Origin of the sequence: Actinoalloteichus fjordicus (assembly GCF_001941625.1) — a bacterium.
Classification (GTDB): domain Bacteria; phylum Actinomycetota; class Actinomycetes; order Mycobacteriales; family Pseudonocardiaceae; genus Actinoalloteichus_A; species Actinoalloteichus_A fjordicus.
This window is the reverse complement of the sequence record NZ_CP016076.1, coordinates 1909559-1927974: the sequence shown is the minus strand read 5'-3', so window position 1 is coordinate 1927974 and position 18416 is coordinate 1909559. Positions and strand designations below refer to the sequence as shown.

The following is an 18416-nucleotide window of genomic DNA, read 5'->3' as shown; positions in this document are numbered from 1 at the left end:
CATCAGCACGAACTGTGGCAGAACCCCAATCTGTGGACACGTCAGCCCGTTGCGACCACAAGATGTTGGGGTAGAACCTAGGCTCCGATCGATCGGATTGCAAGTCGACAGGCGGTCCGACACGCCGGTTGTGACGACCTGACGCGCCGCAGCCGAATCACCCCCGCACGTGGTCGCCCGCCGCAGGCACCCGCAGCACCCGGCCGACGCGTAACTCGGCGACCTCGGGGCCGTTGAGCAGCCGAATCCGGTCGACGACCTCGGCTGGAGCGCTGCCAGGAACCGCCCGCCTCGCTATCGACCAGACCGTCTCGCCCGCGCCCACCGTGGTGATCGTCGTCGCTTCCGGAACCGGGCCCGCGGAGGAGGGACGCGCGGCCGCCCAGGCCATGCCGAGCAGCAGCGCGACGAGCACCAGGACCAGCCCCGCCAGGCCGAGCGGACCGATCGGCCGGACCGGCCGCGTGGACGCGCCGAGGCGGGCCGCGGGAGCCGACCGAGCACGATGCATGCCGGAACCGCCCGCCGAACAGGACGATCCGAGGCGCAGCAGACGCCCATGGCGAGCAGACGCCCGCGCCGCACCCGCACGCCCGACGCGACGGACGGGCACCCGAGGCGGCGCGGGCGCACACTGATCGCCGTGATCGCGTCGCGTGCGCTCGTCGGAGGTAATGGTCACGAGTCCTCCCGCGAAGGTCTTTCATGAATCGAACAGATGTTCGATAGAACCCCTGTGCGATTTTCTACCACTGCATTCGCGGGAAGGCCAGCCCAAGGGGCGAATTCCTTCGAACAGGTGTTTGATCTTGCGTAGGTCACGAGTTACCGTTGTGGTCTCTTCACGAGCACAAAGCGTGAGAATGACTGATGGGGCACCCGAGAGGGTGGCGGGAGCAAGGCCTGCACGACAGGCCGGGAGGCACGAGATGGCACGCAAGACGACGGCGCAGGACACCGGCGGCGCGCGCGATGGCGCAGCGGTGCGTGCACTACCCGAGCAGTCCGAGGCCGCCTCGGTCGAGGCACTGACGCCCCGGCAGCATCGGGTGCTGGAGGTGATCCGGGAGTGGCTCGACCGCAACGGCTATCCGCCGAGCGTGCGCGAGATCGGCGAGGCGGTCGGCCTGACGTCGACGTCGTCGGTCGCTCACCAGCTCAGGACGTTGGAGCGCAAGGGGTACCTGCGCCGCGACCCGAACCGTCCTCGGGCCGTCGGCGTGCTCCCCATCGACCGCGTCCCGCAGGCACCAGCCGCTGCGGACCCCGACCAGGACGGCGCGCCCGTGTACGTGCCCATGCTGGGTCGGATCGCCGCAGGCGGGCCAATCCTCGCCGAACAGGCCGTGGAGGACGTCTTCCCGCTGCCGCGCGAGATCGTCGGCGAAGGCTCGCTCTTCCTGCTGAAGGTCGCGGGTGACTCGATGATCGACGCGGCGATCACCGACGGCGACTGGGTCGTCGTCCGCCAACAGCCCACGGCCGAGAACGGCGACGTGGTCGCCGCGATGATCGACGGCGAGGCCACGGTGAAGACGTTCAAACGACGCGACGACCACGTGTGGCTCATGCCGCACAACCCGGCCTACGAGCCGATTCTGGGCGACGAGTCGACGATCCTCGGCAAGGTCGTCGCCGTGCTCCGCAGGCTCTGATCGGCACGGGGGCAGCCGCTTCGGCCGGGGGTACCCGACGGACGCTCTCCGGGCACGTCGCGAGTTCGACACGTCGCGAGTTCGACACGGTGGCGGGGAGCAGGAGCACCCCGCCTGAGGGTCTTCGGCGGCCACGCCAGGACACCGAGCCGGTGTTCGCGGCGCGCCGACGCCGACGCGTGCTCGGGTGCCCGTTGCTGCGCTGCGGGAGTCAGCAGAGTGCTCCCACCGGTTCACCGCCACGAGGCGAAGCGGCCCGTGCTGCCGGGCGCACCGCACGCCCGGCGGACAACCGTCGGCGTCACATGCTCAGCGAGGCGGGCTCTTCCGCGGCCAGCCAGCAGGTCGGTTTGCGCGACATCCGGCCCGAGCCTGCTCGGACAAGCACCCGCACACGCACCCGGGCAGACCCCGCGACGCCGGCCGACCGCCCCGCTCAAGCGACCCGCCTCTCCGATTCGCCGAATCGACGGCCGCCCTGATCAGCGCCTTGCGCCGCCTCCTCCACGGCGCCACCACAGCAGCACTCCCGCCGCCAGCGTCACTGCGGCCACGCTGATGCCGACCTGCCGCAGGCCGGGCGGGCCCTCTGACGACTGTGTGTCCGCCGGGGCGGCGGACGGCGGCGCGTCCCGTCCGGGTTCGGCGGGTTCGGCGGCCGATTCGGACGAGAGACCGGCCTCCCGATCCCGACGTTCCAGCTCCGCCGCGAGCAGCCCCGTGGCATCGGGGACCGCACGGATCGGCTGGTCGGCGCCCTCAGAGCCACTGAGCAGGGTCCCGTCGGGTTCCCACGCCACTGCCTCGCCCTGTGGCTCGTCCGGCAGCGGGATACGCAGCGGCTCGCCCGCCAAGGCACTCAGGACGTCTCCGTCGGGTGCGGGAAAGAGATAGGCATCGGTATAGGTGCGCAGGGCCACCACGGTCCCGTCTGGATGAACCGAACCGCCGGTGACCAGGAAGGAACCGACGAAACCCGGCACCGGGCCACCCGGTGTGTCGGAGCCGCTCAGCCGAACCGACCCGACCCGTTCCAACGGCACCGGGCCGGGAACGGCCAGCGGCTCGGCAGGACGATAGATCTCGGCGGGCCCGATCAATTCCTTCGTGACGATGTAGGGGACGCCGTCTCGACCGATCAGCAGCGCCTCGGCGTCGCGCGGCCCGTCGGGGTAGGTAAGCCGGTGCAGCGCCGCGACCCCGTCGGGCCGGATCGACACGAGGGCGACCGTCTCCCGCCGATGCCGGTTGTCACCGGTCTCCGCGACCCACAGGGTCCCGTCGGGGGCCATCGCGAGATCACCCACGTCGTAATGATCGACCCCGGTCGGTATCACGCGCTCGACGACGCAGTCCCGATTGACCACGAAGACCTGCACGAGCGGATCGTGATCGTTCACCATGTACCAGCGGTCGCCGTCGGACACCAGGCCCGACAGCATGGTGATCGCCGGGTCGGTCATCACGCACACCGGCTCCGGCGCGGGAACCGAGACGGCTGCCCAGGCCGAGGGCGCCGAGGTCACCATGCCTACGGCGAGCAGCGGCGCAACCCACTGCGCCGCCCTCGCCCCGACTCGGTCAGTACGCGGCAGGCTCCACGATCGAGTCGGACAACTCGGCGGCCAGGCTCGCGCCCACCCTCGCCCGGATCGTGGTGCCCTCATCAGAATGCCGTTCTTCCAAGACCTCGCCCTCCGCGTGCAGTCGCGCGGCGAGCCGACCATCCGTGTAAGGCACGAAGACCTCGACGAGCGCGTCCGGCCGGGGAATCAGCTCGGCGATCCGTTCCTGGAGCGCCTCGACGCCGACACCGGTACGGGCGGAGACGAAGACCGCGTCGGGGAACAGATGCCGCAGCCGGGCGATGGCGACCTCGTCGGCCGCATCCGTCTTGTTCACCACGAGCAGCTCCTGCGGCATCTGCTCGTCGCGATCCTTGGTGATCTCGGTCAGGACGTCGCGCACGGAGGAGACCTGACGCTCCGGCATCGGGTCCGCACCGTCCACGACGTGCACCAGCAGCTGTGCCTCGCCGACCTCCTCCAGCGTGGAGTGGAACGCGTCGACGAGCTGGTGCGGCAGGTGCCGGACGAAGCCCACGGTGTCGGTGTAGGTCAGCGACCGCCCGTCCGGCGTGGTGCCCCGGCGGGTCGTCGGATCGAGCGTCGCGAAGAGAGCGTCGTCGACCAGGACACCCGCCCCGGTGATGGCGTTGAGCAGGCTCGACTTGCCTGCGTTGGTGTACCCGGCGATGGCGATGCTGGGCACCTCGTTGGCGACCCGTCGCCCGCGCTTGGTCTCCCGCACCTTGCTCATGGCGAGGATCTCACGACGCAGCTTCGAGATCCGCTTGTGAATCCGCCTGCGGTCGGTCTCCAACTTGGTCTCACCGGGACCACGGGTGCCGATGCCGCCGTTGCCCATCTGACCACCGGCCTGCCGGGACATCGCGTCACCCCAGCCGCGCAGCCTCGGCAGCAGATAGCGGAGCTGCGCCAGTTCGACCTGCGCCTTGCCCTCCCGGGACCGAGCGTGACTGGCGAAGATGTCGAGGATCAGGGCCGTCCGGTCGATGACCTTGACCTTCAGCTTGTCCTCAAGCTGGCGGAGCTGGCCGGGCGACAGCTCGCCGTCGCAGATGACCGTGTCCGCCCCGTTGGCCGCGACCAGATCGCGCAGCTCGAGGACCTTGCCGGAGCCGATGTAGGTCGCGGGGTCGGGACGCTGTCTGCGCTGAACCACGCCATCCAGCACCTCCGAGCCCGCCGTCTCGGCAAGCCTGGCCAACTCGGCGAGGGAGGCCTCCGCATAGGCGCTGTCGCCGTCGGTCCAGACACCGACCAGCACCACGCGCTCCAGCCGAAGCCGCCGGTACTCGACCTCGCTGACATCCGCCAGCTCAGTCGACAGCCCGACTACCCGGCGTAGCGCCGCGCGTTCGGAACGCTCCAGATCGCCGCCGGAGAGGAATTCTTCACGGGCCTCGTCGGGCCTCTGCATCGATGTCGTCATACGCCTCCATCATCTCACGCACCGCAAGCCGGTTTCGCGGGCTTGCTCCGCAGTGTCACCCCACTCAAGCGACACGCGGAGCGCATCCATTCCCGGATCGTCGAGGACCACCCGGTGAGACCACGCCGAGGCCTGGGACGAACAGTCGAACTGATTAGCCCGGCCGATGGATCAAGTCCTTTCGCACTGGGGAAACGACCGCTCAGCCCATCTTCACCAAGAAGCCGTTGACCTGGGGTTATGGTTCCGTAACTGTGCGGTCTCGTGACCGGGAATCGTCTGCCGCGCGGCCAAGGACAACGGCGTGACTTCGGAGTGCTCTGGCTCAGTGACGTCGCCAGCCAGTTCGGCACCGCAGTCCACTTCGTCGCCATTCCGCTGATCGCCGCGACCGTCCTGGACGCGGGACCGGTGGAGATGGGCCTGCTCACGGCGGCGGGCACGGCGGCCAACCTGGTGATAGGCCTGCCCGCAGGCGCGTGGGCCGACCGGATGCGCAGACTGCCCGTGATGCGCTGGGCGGAGGCGGGCCAGGCTCTGCTGCTGCTGTCGGTGCCGATCGCCTGGTGGGCAGGAGCACTGACCTATCCCCACCTGTTCGTCGTCTCGCTGCTGTGCGGGGCGATGTTCACCCTCTTCGAAGTCGCGAGCCAGTCCTACCTGCCGACCATCGTCGACCGGGTCGACCTGCCCGAGGCCAATCGCAGACTGCACACCAGCAGACAGGTGATGCACTTCTCCGGCAGGCCGCTGGGCGGTGCACTCGCTCAACTCCTCGGCGCGACCAACGCCCTCGTCGCCAGCGTGTTCGGCTTCGTGACCTCGCTGCTACTGCTCGGCAGGATGAGTCGTGAGCGCCCGGCCGTGGCTCTACAGCCGCGCGGCAGGCTCACCGACGAGATCGCCGAGGGCCTGCGTTTCCTCTTCGCGCACTGGCTGTTGCGGCCGACGACGTTGTTCAGCATGACCTACAACTTCTTCCTCAACGTCTACGTCGCCGTCAACGTGCTCTTCCTGGTACGCGACCTGAATCTCGCGGAGGGGACCGTCGGCGTGCTGCTCTCGGTCACCGGTGCGGGAGGGATCCTCGGCGGACTCACCACGCGGTTCTGGTCGAACTCCTTCGGCACCGTCCGGGCGTTGATCGTGGTGACCGTCCTGACCACGCCGTTCCGGCTGCTCGTTCCCTTCGCCGATCGGGGCTGGGCTCTCACGCTGTTCGTCGTCGGGGTCTTCGTCGGCGGATACGGGACCGTCGTGTTCGCGGTCCTCCAGGTCAGCCTGCGCCAGTCGGTGTGCCCGGATCGGCTGTTGGGCCGGGTCAACGCCTCGACCAGGTTCCTCACCTGGGGCGCGATCCCCCTGGGTGCGCTGGTCGGTGGCGCACTCGGTGCACTCGTCGGGATTCGAGCGACGATCATGATCGCGGCCGTGGGCATGTCCCTCGCCTGCTGCTGGCTGTTCGCCGCACCGCTGAGGCATCTCCGGGAGGCCCCGGAGGAACTCCTCGCCGCCGAGGCGGGGCTGGCGAAGATCGTCCGAGACGGACCGGACCACGACCGGCATGACGAGCCAGACACCTCGTCCCGCTGATCGTCTCCGAGGATCGGAGCACGGACTCGACCGACGAGCGGGCTGGTCCGTCGTGGTGGCGAACGACGCGGTCGACCTATCCCGCCCCGCCGCACACGGTCCGGACATCCGGCCAAGCCGGGACTCGGACGCGACGCGGGCAGGCGAACGACGGACGACGCGGCCCGACGTCCGCCCGATCGCCCGCGTCAGTGCAGGTTGGCCTGCTGCCACCACAGCGCGTCCAGCCGGCCCTCCGCCACGAGGACCGCAGGGCCGGTGAGCTGCGAGTCGTCGCCGCCGATGGTCACCGTGAGTCTGCCTCCGGGCGTGTCGACGAGCATCCGTCCGATCGTCCGCCCGGTGGCACGAAGGACGGCCGCGACCGCGGCCACGGTGCCGGTGCCGCAGGAACGGGTCTCCCCCACCCCCCGCTCATGGACACGCATCTCGGCCAGGTTCTCCTCGACCGGCACGATGAACTCGACGTTCACCCCGTCCGGAAAGACCGTCGGGTCGTACGCGGGCGGCACCGTGAGATCCAGATCCGCGAGCAGGGTGGCGCGAGACTCCGCCTGATCGTCCTCAGCCGAGCCCAGCACACAGGCCAGGTGCGGATTGCCCACGTCGACCGCGACGCCGTCGAAGGCCCGGCCCCCGACGGCTGCCGTACTCGGCGCACCGACCCGCACGGCGCCCATGTCCACGGTCACGATGCCGTCGACGTCGACGCGGACCGGCTTCGGGCCGGACCGGGTTCCGATCGCGAACTCACCTGGCGAGACGAGACCGGACTCGACCAGGTAGTGGGCGAACACGCGGACTCCGTTGCCGCACATCTCCACTGCGGGCCCGTCGGCATTGCGGTAGTCCATGAACCACAGGTCGGGGTCGAGGCCGGCTGCGGGCTCGCCCAACGCGCCTGCCCGCACCACGCGCAGGACACCGTCGGCGCCGAGACCTCGCCTGCGGTCGCAGAGGGCTCGAACCCGCTGTTCGGTCAGGTCGAGATCGCCATCGGCGTCGGGCAGCACGATGAAGTCGTTCTGCGTCCCGTGTCCCTTGATGAAGCGCACGTCGGTCACTCGAACAGCCTAGAACCTGCCGGTGTGTCCCTCCCGTCGTGACCTGTTGCCCGAAGGCGGCGAGTCGTGCCCGCAGACCGGTGCGGGCGCCGAACGACCTGCCCGCGCCCTCAGCGCGGTGGCGAGAGGCCGCCGCATCGACGGCTCAGCGACCGCCCGATCGCAGGCCGCTGTGCCGCAGAGCCTCCTCGAGGAGTCCCGGCGCGCCTGCGTCGAACCACCGGATGCGCTTGTCTCGGCGGAACCAGGACCGCTGTCTACGGACGAACCGTCGAGTGGCCCTGGCCGTGTCGGCGGCCGCAGCGGCGAAGTCGTCCTCGGAACCGCCCGCGTCCAGGGCGGCCACGACCTGCTGATAACCGAGCGCCCGCGAGGCGGTGCGGCCGTCCCGCAGGCCCAGTTCGAGCAGCGAACGGACCTCGGCGGGCAGGCCTGCCGCGAACATCCGAGCGACCCTGATCTCGACTCGCTCGTCCAACACTGCGGGGTCGCGGTCCAGGCCGATGAGCACCGCGTCGTAGCGCGGCGGCCCCGTCTTGGGCATCGTCGCGGAGAAGGGACGTCCGGTCAGTTCGACGACCTCCAACGCCCGGACGAGCCTGCGTCCGTTGCTCGGCAGGATCGCTGCGGCGGCCGTGGGGTCCAGAGCCGCCAGCCGGTCGTGCAGGGCCGAGGCACCGAGTTCCGCCAGCTCGGCCTCCAGACTCGCCCGGATCGCCGGATCGGTGCCGGGGAACTCGAGTTCGTCGAGCACCGCCTGCACGTACAGGCCGGACCCGCCCACCAGGATCGGCGGTGTCGCGGCGTCGAGCAGCCGTTGGACGACACTTCGCGCGTGTCGCTGGTAGGCCGCCACCGACGCCGTCTCGGTGACGTCGAGGACGTCGAGCTGGTGATGGGGCACGCCACGACGCTCGGCTGTCGTGATCTTGGCCGTCCCGATGTCCATGCCCCGGTAGAGCTGCATCGCGTCGGCGTTGATCACCTCGCCGCCGGTCTCCTCGGCCAGCCGCACGCCGAGGTCCGACTTCCCGGTGGCGGTCGGGCCCACCACGGCGATCAGCCTGGTCGGGGGATGTGTCACGGGGTGAGGGTAAAGCCGCCTGGCGGACGCTCTCTCGGCCAGGGGCGGAGCCGGGCGTCGGGTGTGTCGGTCGAGGTCCGGTCGGGTCGTCCCCACCGGTCGGGACCGGACCCCCACGATCACCGCGAGACGCACGGGTTCGCCGGCGTAGCCGCGAGGCGCACGTCGAAGCGAGGCTCAGTGCAGCGGGCGCCAGGAGGCCACGTGGTAGCCGACGCCGAACGGCGCGGCCGAATAGCGCAGCTCCGCCGTCCACCGCGTCGAGGAGGCCAGCGCCGCACCTGCCAGCACCTGCCATGGTGCGCGGCCGCTCACCGCGAGATCGCTCGCCTCCGCACTGTCCAGCCCCGCCAGGGCCTCGGGAGACGGCGTGCCGAGCGCTTGAGCCGTCGCCGCGTCGAAGTCGGCGGCGCGCGGGTCGGCGGGCAGCGGTGAGCGCTCCGAGGATCGGGCGGAGCCGTCCCCCAGGACCAGTAGTCCGACGGCATCGGGACCTGCGAATCGCGACGCCAGCCTGCCCCCCTCGGCCAGGCACTCCGCAGGCGAGAGCCCGGAGTCGATCAGCAGCGGGCGTACCCGGCGAGCGCCGACCTGTCCGCGCAGCCAGCCGGCGATCAGCAGCGGCAGCGGCCAGTCCGGGTCGGGGTCGGGCTCGGGCTCGGGCTCCGCGTGTCCTTCCAGCCGGACGAGCACCCGCCTGCCGTAACCCGCGAGGCTTCCCGTCCCTCGGACCTCCGCCGAGTCTGCGGGTCCGCAGGCGACGACGACCCAGTCCGCCGCCAGGTCACGCAGTTCGGCGGCGGCGGCCAGACAGGCGTCCCGCACCGGTGCGGTCGCGGTCAGAGCACCGGCCACCAGCTCGGGGACCAGCAGCGGAGGGTGCGGAAGGGCCGCGACACCGACGATCACAGCCACCACGCTAGCCGTCCCTCGAGGGCTCCCGCGACGACGAGTGCGGGCCTTGCGGTACCCAAGAGCGAGTTGACCTGTTTGAATGCCCGCGCGGGTATCAGCCGACCTGGCACGGACCCGCGTGCTTCGGCCTCGTTCAGGCGAGGCGTCCGTGGACACCACGGGCATGAAGGCGGCAGGCAAGGAGGAGCCGGCTATGACCGATCAGCAGACGACCCCTGGGGCGACGACGGTGCAGGAGAACGCACGTCCCGCCACCACGACGCCCTCGGTACCGCAGGCGTCCAGGGAACCAGGCCGGTGGGGGCGCGTCGACGCGGACGGGACCGTCTTCGTGACCAGCGAGACCGGTGAACGTGCGGTCGGCTCCTGGCAGGCGGGCGACGCCGCAGAGGGTTTGGCGCACTATGCACGGCGTTTCGACGACCTGCTGACGGAGGCGGGGCTGCTGGAGGCGCGGCTGGCCTCGAAGGCAGGCGACCCCAAGCAGTCGCTGACCAGCGCTCTCCAGCTTCGCGACGGGCTGAGCGAAGCCGCAGTGGTGGGCGATCTCGCCGCGCTGGCCGTCCGGCTCGATCACCTCGTGGTCGTCGCGGAGCAGGCCGTCGGCGTCGCCAAGCAGGAGCGGGAGGAGGCCAGGTCTGCGGCCACCGCACGCAAACAGGCCCTTGCCGAGGAGGCCGAGCAGATCGCCACGGAGTCCACCCAGTGGAAGCCGGCAGGTGATCGGCTGCGAGCCATCGTCGACGAGTGGAAGGAGATCCGGGGCGTCGACCGCAAGACGGACGAGCAGCTCTGGCGACGCTTCGCCAAGGCCCGCGACGCCTTCAACCGCCGACGCGGCGCCCACTTCGCCGATCTCGACCGGCAACGGCTCGTGGCCAAGAGCCGCAAGCAGGAGCTCGCCGAGGAGGCCGAGCAGATCGCCGAGTCCAGCGACTGGGCCGACACCGCAGCCAGGTACCGCCAGCTGATGACCGAGTGGAAGGCGGCGGGGCGAGCCCCCAAGGACGCCGACGAGACCCTCTGGCAGCGGTTCCGCGCCGCACAGGACCGGTTCTTCGCCCGGCGTTCCGCGACCTTCGAGGAACGCGACGCGGAGTTCGCGGTCAACGCCGAGGAGAAGGAGAAGCTGCTCGCCGATGCCGAGCAGATCGATCCGGCGAAGAACCTGGAGGCGGCCCGCGCACAGCTTCAGCGCATCCAGGAGCGGTGGGACGAGATCGGCAAGGTGCCTCGGGATCGCATCCGGGAACTCGAAGGCAGGCTCCGAGCGGTCGAGGACGGCGTCCGAGAGGCGTCCGACGCCCGTTGGCGCCGCACCGACCCGGAGGCGGAGGCACGGGTGGCGCAGTTCCGTGAGCGCGTCGAGCAGTTCGAGGCGCAGGCGGAGAAGGCCAGAGCGGCAGGCAACCGACGCAAGGCCGAACAGGCCGACGCGCAGGCCGCGCAGTGGCGGGAATGGTTGACGGCAGCCGAGCAGGCACTGGCGACGCGCTGACCACACTGCGGAGGTGACCTACGTCGCCGGAGTCCGGAACACCTGGGCTCCGGCGACGTCGTTCGCGCTGGAGTTCATGTTCGGCGCCCGTTCCGGGGGTCCAGCGCACCGGGAACGCGGGAACGACAGCGCGGTGACGCAGGCGGTGCGCCGACGAATACCCGAGCCCTCGGTCAGGCAGCCCCGTGCCCGAGCGAACGACTCCGGCCCGAGCCTCGGCCGCCTGCCGCCGTGTCGTGGCTGTCGCCGCCGCGATGCGCCTGCCGGGCGTCGGCAGGCTCCGGCGGGACCTTCCACCGGTCTGAGGCCGTGCCTGAGGTCACCGAGTCTGGTCACGGCCGGACACCACCGGGGACGCTACGGGCTCTGCGCACAGCCCCCACGTCGAGACCGCCCCGGACGATCGCGGCGGCGCAGGGGCCCGCGGCCCGCTCTGCCGTCGACCGGCAGCGGCCGGACGGTCAGGAGCGGGACCAGGCGAGCTGGAACCACTGCACGGCCATGAACAGGATCGCCAGGACCGTGATCACCAGGCCGACTCCGGGACCGGGGGTGTCGACACCCGTCTGCCGGGTCCAGATCGCGAGCATCCCCTCGAACACCGAGTGTCCGCAGCCGAAGGCACAGACCCAGGCCAAGAACCACCGCCGCACGATCAGCGTCAGCGCCGTCACCGCCACGCCGAAGAGCAGCACCGATGCGACGAAGATCCTCGGCAGCACCCCGATCCCCAAGGCCTCGTCGCTCGCCCCGAGCAGGATGTCCACGCCCGTCGCACCGCCCGTCCACGGCAACGCGACCCCCAGGAGCAGCACCAGCACGCCCGCGGCCAGGAACAGGGCCCGCCTGCCGGGCTCGAAGTGGCGCAGGGCCTGCCGCTCGGCCTTGGTCAGGGGGACCCGCCCAGCACGCTCCGTCTGCGTGCTCGCATCCACGGTCTCAGAACTCATCCGTCCGCCTTCTCGCTCATCCGGCCCGACATCCGTCCCCGGCGGGCGTCTGATCCGCAGGAGCACCGAACGACGGAAGCCCCAGGTTGACACCGGGGGTCTGCGGGCGAACACCCGCCTCCCAGTTGTCCCCGGCCCTGGTGCGTCGGTGGGAGAGCACCGTGCCGTCGGCCACCAGGTGGTGCGGGGCGGCATAGTCGATCTGTGTCGTCACGACGTCGCCCGGCCGGATTTCGCCGACGACCGCCGGGCCGACGGGCGCGAAGTGCACCAGCCTGCCGTCCCTCGCCCGACCGGTCAGGCGCCGGGTCGCCCCGTCCTTACGACCCTCGCCCTGCGCGACGAGCACCTCGACGGTGCGGCCGAGCAGCTCCTTGTTCGACGCCCAGGACATCTCCTCCTGCACGGCGATCAGGCGCTCGTACCGCTCTTGGACCACGGCCTTCGGCACCTGTTCGTCCAGTTCGGCGGCGGGCGTGCCCGGTCGCGGCGAGTACTGGAAGGTGAAGGCCGAGGAGAAGCGAGCCCGCCGCACCACGTCGAGCGTCGCGGCGAAGTCCTCCTCCGTCTCGCCGGGAAAACCCACGATGATGTCAGTGGTGATCGCCGCGTCCGGCATGGCGGCGCGGACCCGATCGAGGATGCCGAGGTAGCGCTCCGAGCGATACGACCGCCGCATGGCCTTGAGCACCCGGTCCGAGCCGGACTGCAGCGGCATGTGCAGCTGATGGCAGACGTTGTCCGTCTCGGCCATTGCCGCGATGACGTCGTCGGTGAAGTCACGCGGGTGAGGTGAGGTGAATCGCACCCGCTCGAGGCCCTCGATGCCGCCGCAGGCCCGGAGGAGCTTGCCGAAGGCCAGTCGATCGCCGAACTCGGCACCATAGGAGTTGACGTTCTGCCCGAGCAGCGTCACCTCCAGGACCCCCTCGGCGACCAGGGCCTCCACCTCCGCGAGCACCTCGCCCGGCCTGCGGTCCCGCTCCTTGCCCCGCAGCGAGGGGACGATGCAGAAGGTGCACGTGTTGTTGCAGCCGACCGAGATCGACACCCAGCCGGAGTGCGCGGAGTCACGCCGCGCGGGCAGCGTCGAGGGAAAGACGTCCAGCGCCTCCAGGATCTCGACCTCGGCCTCGTCGTTATGCCTTGACCGGTTCAGCAGGGCGGGCAGCGACCCGATGTTGTGGGTGCCGAACACCACGTCCACCCAGGGCGCCCGCTTGACGATCTCACCTCGGTCCTTCTGCGCGAGACAGCCGCCGACAGCGATCTGCATCCCCGGATGCGCGTCCTTGACGGGCCGGAGATGCCCGAGATTGCCGTACAGGCGGTTGTCGGCGTTCTCACGCACGGCGCAGGTGTTGAAGACCACGACATCGGGGGTGGCGTCGCCCGAGGCTCGAACATAGCCGGCGTCCTCCAGCAGACCTGCCAGACGCTCCGAGTCGTGCACGTTCATCTGGCAGCCGTACGTGCGGACTTCGTAGCTTCGGGTCACGCGGTTCAGGGTACGAGCCGCCGATGCCGAGGTGCTCTGGCGGGGCGTCTTGGCCGGTCGGGCCCGGTCAGCAGCCTTCTGGAACCCGCCGACAAAATACCGGTGAGGTCACGGACGACCGCACCGAGAGCAATTCCGTCGCGGCTGCCGTTATCGTGTGCGGCCATGAGCGCATCGCCAGGGCAGCCACCAATGATCAGCGTGTCCTCCGTGGACAAGTTCTTCGGGCCGCTGCATGTGCTCAAGGACATCAATCTCTCGGTCCCTCGTGGGCAGGTGCTCGTCGTGCTGGGCCCGTCGGGCTCCGGCAAGTCGACGCTCTGCCGGGCCATCAACCGCCTGGAGCCGATCAACTCCGGTTCCATCGAGGTCGACGGCCAGCCGCTGCCCGCAGAGGGCAAGGAGTTGGCCAAGCTGCGTTCCGACGTCGGCATGGTCTTCCAGCAGTTCAACCTGTTCGCCCACAAGACCATCGTGGAGAACGTGATGCTGGGGCCGATCAAGGTCCGCAAGCTGCCCAAGGAAGAGGCCAGGACGCTGGCGATGAGCCTGCTCGAACGGGTCGGCATCGCCAACCAGTCGGACAAGTACCCCGCCCAGCTCTCCGGCGGCCAGCAGCAGCGGGTCGCCATCGCGCGGGCGCTGGCGATGAAGCCGAAGGTGATGCTCTTCGACGAGCCCACCTCCGCGCTGGACCCGGAGATGGTGCAGGAGGTCCTCGACGTGATGACCGACCTGGCCAAGGAGGGCATGACCATGCTGGTCGTGACCCACGAGATGGGCTTCGCGCGCAAGGCGGCGCATCGAGTCGTGTTCATGGCCGACGGCGAGGTGGTCGAGGACTCCACTCCGGAGGAGTTCTTCACCAAGCCGAAGTCGGATCGGGCGAAGGACTTCCTCGGCAAGATCCTGACGCACTGACGGGCAGCACCCGTTCGGAGTCGAACTAGTTCCAGATGGCGGCGCGCGCGGTGCCGCTGATGACAGAAAGCAGGACACCACGATGAAGATCCGCAACCTTGCGGTGACTCTGTTCGTCGGCGCGCTGGCACTGAGCGCCTGCGGGCGTGAGGGCGGGCCTGGCGAGGACGCAGCCGAGCCGGTAGACCGGGACGTCGCCACCGACGTCGCCCTGGAGGGCTCCCCCACCTTCGACGCCATGCAGGAGCGCGGCGGCGTGATCATCGGCGTCAAGGAGGACCAGCCCGGTCTGGGCCTGCTCGACCCCACGACCGGCGAGTACTCGGGCTTCGACGTCGAGATCGCCCGGCTGATCGCGGCCGAGCTGGGCTTCGACCCCGCCGAGGACATCACCTACCAGGCGATCCCCTCGGCGTCCCGCGAGCAGGCCATCGCCAACGGGCAGGTCGACTACTACGTCGGCACGTACACGATCAACGACGGCCGCAAGGAACAGATCGACTTCGCGGGTCCGTACTTCGTCGCAGGCCAGGACCTGCTGGTCCGGGCCGACGAGGAGGAGATCACCGGACCCGACACCCTCGAGGGCAAGGTCGTCTGCTCGGTCACCGGTTCCACCCCGATCCAGCGGGTGCGGGACGAGGGCCTGACCGAGGAGTCCAACATCCGCGAGTACCAGTTGTACTCCGAGTGTGTGGAGCAGCTGCGCAACGAGCAGGTCGACGCGGTCACCACCGACGACGCGATCCTGCTCGGCTACGCGGCCGAGAACGAGGGCGAGCTCCGGGTCGTGGGCGAGACCTTCTCGGACGAGCCCTACGGCATCGGCCTCCCCCTCGATGACGAGGTCCTGCGCAACGCGATGAACGACATCCTCGACGAGGCTCGGGAGAACGGTCAGTGGCAGGAGATCTACGACGCCACGCTGGGCGGTTCGGGTTCCACCGCAGAACAGCCTGAGGTCGATCGGTACTGAGTCACAACGGGACCGGTGGTCACCTACAGCGGTGACCACCGGTCCTTCTCTTGCTGCCGGATGAGGACACGATGAACGCACTGCTGGACGAGATCCAGAACTTCTGGCTGGTCTTCGCCGATAACTCCGACGCCTATGTGCGCGGATTCGGCAATACGCTGCGGCTGTTCGCCGTGGCGGTGATCGGCTCCGTCGCGCTCGGCGCGCTCCTGGCGATGCTGCGAGTCAGCCCGGTGCCGGTGTTCCGAGCCATGGGCACCCTGTACGTGACGGTGGTGCGCAACACCCCGTTGACGCTGGTGTTCGTGTTCTTCGTCTTCGCCTACCCGTACCTGGAGCTGAACAGCTTCCAGCCCTTCACTGCGGCTGTGATCGCCCTGTCGCTGTACACCGCCGCCTTCGTGTGCGAGGTGTTCCGCTCCGGCATCAACACGGTGCCCGTCGGGCAGGCCGAGGCGTCCAGGGCGCTGGGTCTGACCTTCACGCAGACGCTCGGCGAGGTGATCCTGCCGCAGGCGGTGCGATCGGTGTTCCCGCCGCTGGTCAGCGTCCTGATCGCCCTGCTGAAGAACACCACCATCGCTGCGGGCTTCTCCGTCGCCGAGGCGGGAGCGCTGCGCAGCATGCTCTCCGAACGCGGTTATGACGTCTTCTACGGGCTCGTCTGGGTGCTGGTGATCTTCGTCCTGCTGGTCATTCCGCTGACGCTGCTACAGCGCAGCCTGGAGAAGCGTTGGAGTGTGGCTCGATGACCTCGGTCCTCTACGACCTGCCGGGGCCGAAGGCACGGGCCCGAAATCGTCTCCTCGGGGTGCTCGGCATCCTGCTCCTCGCGGGCGGGATCGGATTCGTCGGTTACCGGTTCTGGGCAACGGGCCAGTTCGACGCCGATCGCTGGGAGTGGATCCTCTACGTCAACGTCCAGGTCGGCCTCGGCAACGCTCTGCTCAACACGCTGACGGCCTTCGGGCTCGGAGCGGCGCTGGCGCTCACGTTCGGAGCGGTCTTCGCCGCGGCCAGACTCTCCGACCACGGTGTGTTCCGCGGCCCCGCGATGATCGTGGTCGAGTTCTTCCGGGCCGCCCCCCTGGTCGTGTTGATCTTCATCTTCTATTACGGCCTCGGGATGTCCCAGCTCTGGGCGCTGGTGCTGGGTCTCACGCTCTACAACGGCGCGGTGCTGGCTGAGGTGTTCCGTGCGGGCGTGCTCTCGCTGCCCAAGGGGCAGAGCGAGGCGGCCTACGCCATCGGGATGCGCAAGACCCAGGTCATGAACGTGGTGCTGCTGCCGCAGGCGCTGCGGGCGATGATGCCCGCGATCATCAGCCAACTCGTGGTGCTGCTCAAGGACACCGCGCTCGGCTTCCTGATCACCTATGAGGAGCTGCTGGACTACGCGCGGCTCATCGGCGGTCTCGGGCAGTTCAACCGCCCGCAGATCCCGACCGCGCTGGTCGTCGCCGCGATCTACATCATCCTGTGTCTGCTGCTCACCTGGCTGGCCAGAATCCTGGACAACCGGCAGCGGCGGACGAAGAAGGTCGCGGTCAAGCCGAGCGATGAGAAGAAGGCCCTCGTGGGTTCGCCAGGGGCGGGCACGCCCGGCGAGCCGGGCCGGAACATCGACGTCGGAGACTGACGACTCGCATCGAGACGATCGGGGCCGGGGTTCGCACCGTCTACAGGCGGCGACCCCGGCCCCTCGTCGTGAATCGGATCTCGCAGGCGACGGACCCGGGCTCGGCGCCTCAGGCAATCCGGGTGGCGAGCAGGACGCGGACTCCGTCGGCATGGGTGCACAGGCCCGCGTCCAGGCTGCTCGTCTGGGACGGGGCCGCCTCGATCGACTCACGGTGGGCGGCATCGCCCGGTGCCGGGCGGGCCGTCGGACCGGCGGCGAATCGGTCCGCCCCGGCTGCACCCGCCCCGGCCGCGTCGCGGACCGTCGGGCCCGGCCCCGGATCGACTCGATCCTGCTGGATCGTGGGGGCGGCTCCGCCGATGCCGAGTCGCCGTGTCTCGACGGCCACGCGGTCGGCTGCCGGTGTGTCGAGAGCCGCCATGGTCTCGCTCGGGGTGGGGACGACACAGTACCACTCACCGATCCGAACCCCCTCGGAGCCGGGGGCGCCCGGCTGGGCCCCGGCAGGCAGAGAGTCCTGGTGCGCTGCGACGACCTGCCGAGCCCGGACGCAGTCGATCGGGCTGCCCGAGGCGTGCACCCGCAGAGTCCCGGTGCGGGATTCGACGAGCCCGCAGTCGGTTCCCGTCGTGTCCGACCGTGCGCCGTGGTCGATCTCCACGCCGCCCGGCGACGGGGAGGGGGCCTCGGGGACGACCGTCGGTCTTCGGTCGCCCGGTGACCGGGACTGTCGGGGCGCGATGTCGGATTCACGGGGCTCACGCGGCAGTTCGGACCACGGGTACGTCGGCCAGGGTTCGACGGTAGGACCATCGGTATCCCTCGGGTCGACGGGCTCGCTCGCGGCAGGATCCGTGGTCTCGATCAGGGGTGATGTGGTGACCGCCGAGGTGTCCGGGTCACCCGGCCGCACAGGCTCGTTCACGCAGCCCGCAGTGATCGCCAGCAGGACAAACGTGGGCAGCAGCCACCCGGTGCCCCTCGGGATGCTCGATCTGGCTGCCATGAACGTCGCCTCCGTCATCGTCGCCGAATCGAGATCGGGCACTGCATCAGTGATGCTGACGAAGGTGTCCGCCGACGCCCTCGTCATCGGCCCCTCGCCACAGATCTGGGTCATACGGCACGTCGGACACCTCGACCACCCGAGGAGCGACCGCCGCTGCGGCGTTCCTCCTGGCGGGCACCGGGTCGGTGACCAGGTCTGCCGCGTCGATGCTCAGCCGGTCCACGTCGTTGAGCATTCGAAGGACAGGGCCGATGTCGCCATGCCTGGTACGCAGTGCCGACACGCAGCGCCGCACTTCGCCGATGGCCCGCTGCACCGCCGCGATCTCACCCGTCGTCATACCGACCTCCTCGACTCCCCCGTACGTTCCGCGTGCGGCCCACGCGGCAAGCACCGACTCTCCCGACAATCCTTCCCTGTGACAAGTGACACAGCAGGAGATTCACCAGTAATGGCCATCTCGACCGTTCACCCAGCGTGGTGAACCTTTATCGATTTTGAAAAGAGAGTCGGATTCACCTACTGTGTGAGCCGAAACACGAGCGCGTTGCCAACGTCGTCGAACGCCTCGCGGGCCGCCCGATCGGCCCGTCGAC

General features: G+C 69.7%; 17 protein-coding genes. 7 read left to right on the top strand and 10 right to left on the bottom strand.

All coding sequences use genetic code 11. From position 1 onward, the window contains the following. Positions 1-157 precede the first annotated feature (157 nt). The gene (locus UA74_RS08740; RefSeq protein ID WP_083683036.1) at positions 158-511 is read right to left on the bottom strand and encodes a LysM peptidoglycan-binding domain-containing protein; all 354 of its coding nucleotides are present in this window, start codon (positions 509-511) and stop codon (positions 158-160) included. 418 nt (positions 512-929) lie between these two features. On the opposite strand from UA74_RS08740, the gene lexA reads away from it, so the two are divergent. Next, entirely contained in the window at positions 930-1655 is a 726-nt protein-coding gene (gene lexA, locus UA74_RS08735; protein ID WP_075764188.1) for a transcriptional repressor LexA, read from the top strand. A gap of 482 nt (positions 1656-2137) precedes the next feature. Here lexA and UA74_RS08730 read toward each other — a convergent pair whose 3' ends face one another. Beyond that, positions 2138-3118, bottom strand: a complete 981-nt coding sequence (locus UA74_RS08730; RefSeq protein ID WP_232237681.1) for a hypothetical protein — start codon at positions 3116-3118, stop codon at positions 2138-2140. Between the two features lie 118 nt (positions 3119-3236). Continuing rightward, complete coding sequence (hflX, locus tag UA74_RS08725; RefSeq protein ID WP_075739816.1) at positions 3237-4658, bottom strand: GTPase HflX; 1422 nt, start codon at positions 4656-4658, stop codon at positions 3237-3239. 276 nt (positions 4659-4934) lie between these two features. Between hflX and UA74_RS08720 the strand changes: the two genes are divergently transcribed. Beyond that, complete coding sequence (locus UA74_RS08720; RefSeq protein ID WP_075739815.1) at positions 4935-6263, top strand: MFS transporter; 1329 nt, start codon at positions 4935-4937, stop codon at positions 6261-6263. A gap of 188 nt (positions 6264-6451) precedes the next feature. On the opposite strand, the gene dapF is transcribed toward UA74_RS08720, so the two are convergent. The 3 genes from dapF to UA74_RS08705 form a co-directional block, all read right to left on the bottom strand. Further along, the gene (gene dapF / locus UA74_RS08715; RefSeq protein WP_075739814.1) at positions 6452-7327 is read right to left on the bottom strand and encodes a diaminopimelate epimerase; all 876 of its coding nucleotides are present in this window, start codon (positions 7325-7327) and stop codon (positions 6452-6454) included. 145 nt (positions 7328-7472) lie between these two features. Beyond that, entirely contained in the window at positions 7473-8411 is a 939-nt protein-coding gene (gene miaA / locus UA74_RS08710; protein WP_083683034.1) for a tRNA (adenosine(37)-N6)-dimethylallyltransferase MiaA, read from the bottom strand. Between the two features lie 177 nt (positions 8412-8588). Next, the gene (locus tag UA74_RS08705; RefSeq protein ID WP_075739813.1) at positions 8589-9320 is read right to left on the bottom strand and encodes a class III extradiol ring-cleavage dioxygenase family protein; all 732 of its coding nucleotides are present in this window, start codon (positions 9318-9320) and stop codon (positions 8589-8591) included. A 199-nt stretch (positions 9321-9519) separates the two neighbouring features. Here UA74_RS08705 and UA74_RS08700 point away from each other — a divergent pair, with 199 nt between their 5' ends. Continuing rightward, on the top strand, positions 9520-10824 hold the full coding sequence (locus UA74_RS08700; RefSeq protein WP_075743562.1) for a DUF349 domain-containing protein: 1305 nt from the start codon (positions 9520-9522) through the stop codon (positions 10822-10824). A gap of 461 nt (positions 10825-11285) precedes the next feature. Here UA74_RS08700 and UA74_RS08695 read toward each other — a convergent pair whose 3' ends face one another. Then, positions 11286-11774 carry an Rv2732c family membrane protein gene (locus UA74_RS08695; RefSeq protein ID WP_075739812.1) on the bottom strand — a complete coding sequence of 163 codons (489 nt, stop codon included), beginning with the start codon at positions 11772-11774 and terminating at the stop codon, positions 11286-11288. 16 nt (positions 11775-11790) lie between these two features. Next, the gene (gene miaB / locus UA74_RS08690; protein WP_232237680.1) at positions 11791-13272 is read right to left on the bottom strand and encodes a tRNA (N6-isopentenyl adenosine(37)-C2)-methylthiotransferase MiaB; all 1482 of its coding nucleotides are present in this window, start codon (positions 13270-13272) and stop codon (positions 11791-11793) included. Positions 13273-13464: 192 nt separating this feature from the next. On the opposite strand from miaB, the gene UA74_RS08685 reads away from it, so the two are divergent. From UA74_RS08685 to UA74_RS08670, 4 genes are all read left to right on the top strand, one after another. Further along, the gene (locus UA74_RS08685; protein ID WP_157434564.1) at positions 13465-14193 is read left to right on the top strand and encodes an amino acid ABC transporter ATP-binding protein; all 729 of its coding nucleotides are present in this window, start codon (positions 13465-13467) and stop codon (positions 14191-14193) included. A gap of 82 nt (positions 14194-14275) precedes the next feature. Further along, positions 14276-15169 (top strand): glutamate ABC transporter substrate-binding protein, encoded by an 894-nt coding sequence (locus UA74_RS08680; RefSeq protein WP_075739809.1) that lies wholly within the window; start codon positions 14276-14278, stop codon positions 15167-15169. A gap of 71 nt (positions 15170-15240) precedes the next feature. Next, the gene (locus tag UA74_RS08675; protein WP_075739808.1) at positions 15241-15921 is read left to right on the top strand and encodes an amino acid ABC transporter permease; all 681 of its coding nucleotides are present in this window, start codon (positions 15241-15243) and stop codon (positions 15919-15921) included. Continuing rightward, complete coding sequence (locus tag UA74_RS08670) at positions 15918-16808, top strand: amino acid ABC transporter permease (RefSeq protein WP_075739807.1); 891 nt, start codon at positions 15918-15920, stop codon at positions 16806-16808. The genes UA74_RS08675 and UA74_RS08670 overlap by 4 nt, the downstream gene beginning before the upstream one ends. Positions 16809-16917: 109 nt before the next feature. On the opposite strand, the gene UA74_RS08665 is transcribed toward UA74_RS08670, so the two are convergent. Together UA74_RS08665 and UA74_RS08660 are read right to left on the bottom strand one after the other, a co-directional pair. After that, the gene (locus tag UA74_RS08665) at positions 16918-17817 is read right to left on the bottom strand and encodes a hypothetical protein (protein WP_157442194.1); all 900 of its coding nucleotides are present in this window, start codon (positions 17815-17817) and stop codon (positions 16918-16920) included. 46 nt (positions 17818-17863) lie between these two features. After that, entirely contained in the window at positions 17864-18160 is a 297-nt protein-coding gene (locus tag UA74_RS08660; RefSeq protein WP_075739805.1) for a hypothetical protein, read from the bottom strand. Positions 18161-18416 lie beyond the last annotated feature (256 nt).

Bases quoted from the DNA above. Each gene is read 5' to 3' on its own strand.
- UA74_RS08740 (WP_083683036.1), bottom strand. From the start codon at position 511: ATGCATCGTGCTCGGTCGGCTCCCGCGGCCCGCCTCGGCGCGTCCACG.
- lexA (WP_075764188.1), top strand. From the start codon at position 930: ATGGCACGCAAGACGACGGCGCAGGACACCGGCGGCGCGCGCGATGGC.
- UA74_RS08730 (WP_232237681.1), bottom strand. From the start codon at position 3,118: ATGACCGACCCGGCGATCACCATGCTGTCGGGCCTGGTGTCCGACGGC.
- hflX (WP_075739816.1), bottom strand. From the start codon at position 4,658: ATGCAGAGGCCCGACGAGGCCCGTGAAGAATTCCTCTCCGGCGGCGAT.
- UA74_RS08700 (WP_075743562.1), top strand. From the start codon at position 9,520: ATGACCGATCAGCAGACGACCCCTGGGGCGACGACGGTGCAGGAGAAC.
- UA74_RS08695 (WP_075739812.1), bottom strand. From the start codon at position 11,774: ATGAGTTCTGAGACCGTGGATGCGAGCACGCAGACGGAGCGTGCTGGG.
- UA74_RS08685 (WP_157434564.1), top strand. From the start codon at position 13,465: ATGATCAGCGTGTCCTCCGTGGACAAGTTCTTCGGGCCGCTGCATGTG.
- UA74_RS08680 (WP_075739809.1), top strand. From the start codon at position 14,276: ATGAAGATCCGCAACCTTGCGGTGACTCTGTTCGTCGGCGCGCTGGCA.
- UA74_RS08675 (WP_075739808.1), top strand. From the start codon at position 15,241: ATGAACGCACTGCTGGACGAGATCCAGAACTTCTGGCTGGTCTTCGCC.
- UA74_RS08670 (WP_075739807.1), top strand. From the start codon at position 15,918: ATGACCTCGGTCCTCTACGACCTGCCGGGGCCGAAGGCACGGGCCCGA.
- UA74_RS08665 (WP_157442194.1), bottom strand. From the start codon at position 17,817: ATGGCAGCCAGATCGAGCATCCCGAGGGGCACCGGGTGGCTGCTGCCC.
- UA74_RS08660 (WP_075739805.1), bottom strand. From the start codon at position 18,160: ATGACGACGGGTGAGATCGCGGCGGTGCAGCGGGCCATCGGCGAAGTG.